The organism is Klebsiella sp. MS 92-3 (assembly GCF_000195655.1).
Taxonomy (GTDB): domain Bacteria; phylum Pseudomonadota; class Gammaproteobacteria; order Enterobacterales; family Enterobacteriaceae; genus Klebsiella; species Klebsiella pneumoniae.
In genome coordinates this window covers 1,539-4,185 of the sequence record NZ_GL882805.1, presented here as the reverse complement: position 1 = coordinate 4,185, position 2,647 = coordinate 1,539, and the positions used below count along the sequence as shown (strand labels likewise).

At 50.3% G+C, this 2,647-nt stretch carries 4 protein-coding genes; all 4 read right to left on the bottom strand.

Annotated features, from left to right (window positions below; all coding sequences use genetic code 11):
* Nucleotides 1-74: 74 nt before the first annotated feature.
* Nucleotides 75-440 carry a 50S ribosomal protein L7/L12 gene (gene rplL / locus HMPREF9538_RS14740; protein ID WP_002884142.1) on the bottom strand — a complete coding sequence of 122 codons (366 nt, stop codon included), beginning with the start codon at nt 438-440 and terminating at the stop codon, nt 75-77.
* Between the two features lie 66 nt (nt 441-506).
* The gene (gene rplJ, locus HMPREF9538_RS14745; RefSeq protein WP_001207203.1) at nt 507-1,004 is read right to left on the bottom strand and encodes a 50S ribosomal protein L10; all 498 of its coding nucleotides are present in this window, start codon (nt 1,002-1,004) and stop codon (nt 507-509) included.
* A gap of 413 nt (nt 1,005-1,417) precedes the next feature.
* Nucleotides 1,418-2,122: a 50S ribosomal protein L1 gene (gene rplA, locus HMPREF9538_RS14750; RefSeq protein WP_002884036.1), complete on the bottom strand. Its 705-nt coding sequence runs from the start codon at nt 2,120-2,122 to the stop codon at nt 1,418-1,420.
* A gap of 3 nt (nt 2,123-2,125) precedes the next feature.
* Entirely contained in the window at nt 2,126-2,554 is a 429-nt protein-coding gene (gene rplK, locus HMPREF9538_RS14755) for a 50S ribosomal protein L11 (RefSeq protein ID WP_002884034.1), read from the bottom strand.
* Nucleotides 2,555-2,647: the final 93 nt, after the last annotated feature.

The following is a 2,647-nucleotide window of genomic DNA, read 5'->3' as shown; positions in this document are numbered from 1 at the left end:
AAAAAAAAGGGGGGAGAAAAAAAAACCCCCCCCCCCTCAGCCTGATTTCTCAGGCTGCAACCGGAAGGGTTGGCTTATTTAACTTCAACTTCAGCGCCAGCTTCTTCCAGAGATTTTTTCAGAGCTTCAGCGTCGTCTTTGCTGATGCCTTCTTTCAGTGCAGCCGGAGCAGATTCTACCAGGTCTTTAGCTTCTTTCAGACCCAGGCCAGTTGCGCCACGTACTGCTTTGATAACAGCAACTTTGTTAGCGCCAGCAGCTTTCAGAATTACGTCGAATTCAGTTTTTTCTTCAGCAGCTTCAACCGGGCCAGCAGCTACAGCTACAGCAGCAGCAGCGGAAACACCGAATTTTTCTTCCATTGCAGAGATCAGCTCAACAACGTCCATTACGGACATAGCGGATACTGCTTCAATGATTTGATCTTTAGTGATAGACATTTAAATTGTTCCTGAATATCAGAATAAGTTTATACGTAAGCGAATGCTTTACAAAGATAACTGCGATTAAGCAGCTTCTTTCGCATCGCGTACAGCAGCCAGAGTACGAACCAGTTTGCCAGCCGAAGCTTCTTTCATGGTTGCCATCAGGCGTGCAATTGCTTCTTCGTAGGTCGGCAGAGTTGCCAGGCGGTCGATCTGCGACGCCGGGATCAGCTCACCTTCAAAGGCAGCGGCTTTGACCTCAAATTTTGCATTCGCTTTCGCGAACTCTTTGAACAGACGAGCAGCAGCGCCCGGGTGTTCCATAGAGTATGCAATCAGGGTCGGACCAACAAACGTGTCTTTCAGGCACTCGAACTGAGTACCTTCAACGACGCGGCGCAGCAGGGTGTTACGAACAACACGCATGTATACGCCAGCTTCACGACCTGCTTTACGCAGTTCAGTCATTTTATCTACAGTTACGCCACGGGAATCCGCAACTACTGCAGACAGCGCGCCTTTGGCTACTTCGCTGACTTCAGCAACAATCGCTTGTTTGTCTTGAAGATTTAAAGCCATTAGCTTTGCTCCTGGATGTTTGCCAGAGCCTATGCTCTGGAACTCACTTCACTCAATTCAACGAAAAGAGCGTCTAAATACGGTGAGCAGAAACAAGCCAGAATATCCAAAAATAATCTTAGCGTTCTGTCACCGTCTACGCAGGGGATTAAGTTTCTTGCGAAACACCTGCGGTCTTCGACGGAGGCCTGGATAGGCCAGGCTCCAACGAACAAATTCTTCCTATGACTTCGTCCTTCGAACCGCAGCGGCGTTAGCTGCTCTCGTTCACACCGGTCATGTAGTTAACTACACTCCTGGTGATTCACTCGATTGCTGCCTTGCTGCAATTCAAATGACTCGCATAGCGTCTGTCTTATTGACAGAATCGTGGGGGTAAGATTGTAGACAAAATCACCGCCCACGTAAAGGCATTAGTTTGCAGAAGCGTTCAGGCCAGCCTGATCTACTGCAACACCTGCACCCATAGTAGTGGAGATGCTAACTTTCTTGATGTACACGCCTTTCGCCTGAGTCGGTTTTGCTTTTTTCAGCGCAACCAGCAGAGCTTCCAGGTTTTCTTTCAGTTTGTCAGCGTCAAAGTCCACTTTACCGATGGTGGTGTGGATGATGCCGTTTTTGTCGTTACGGTAACGAACCTGACCTGCTTTCGCGTTTTTAACCGCTTCAGCAACGTTCGGAGTTACGGTACCTACTTTCGGGTTCGGCATCAGGCCACGCGGACCCAGAACCTGGCCCAGCTGGCCAACAACGCGCATTGCATCCGGGGAAGCAATAACAACGTCAAAGTTCATTTCGCCTTTTTTGATCTGCTCAGCCAGATCTTCCATACCTACCAGCTCAGCGCCTGCAGCTTTAGCAGCTTCAGCGTTTGCGCCCTGGGTAAATACGGCTACGCGAACGGAACGGCCAGTACCGTGCGGCAGTACAGTTGCGCCACGGACGTTCTGGTCAGATTTACGAGCGTCGATGCCGAGGTTAACGGCAACGTCTACGCTTTCGGTAAATTTAGCGGTGGCCAGCTCTTTCAGCAGAGCAATGGCTTCGTTGATGTCGTACTGTTTAGTTGCATCAACTTTCTCACGGATCACGCGCATGCGCTTGGTCAGTTTAGCCATTTCTTAGTCCTCCACTACCAGGCCCATGGAACGTGCAGTACCTTCGATGGAGCGAGTCATCGCTTCAATGTCGGCACCAGTCATGTCGGCAGCTTTGGTCTGCGCGATTTCCTGCAGCTGAGCGCGGGAGATTTTACCCACTTTATCTTTGTTCGGCTTACCGGAACCAGACTTGATGCCTGCAGCTTTCTTCAGCAGAACAGCAGCCGGCGGAGTCTTGGTAACAAAGGTAAAGGAACGGTCAGCGTAAACGGTGATAACAACCGGGATCGGCAGACCTTTCTCCAGGGAATCAGTTTTGGCGTTGAACGCTTTGCAGAATTCCATGATGTTCACGCCCTGCTGACCCAGTGCTGGGCCGACCGGCGGGCTCGGGTTCGCCATACCAGCTGCAACCTGCAGCTTGACGTAGGCTTGGACTTTCTTAGCCATTCTTAAATCCTCAAAATGGGTATTAACGCTTCAGAGAAGCTCCCCGTGATTAAACATCGTTTTACGGGCCGGGCCCATAAAAACAAAAGGAGC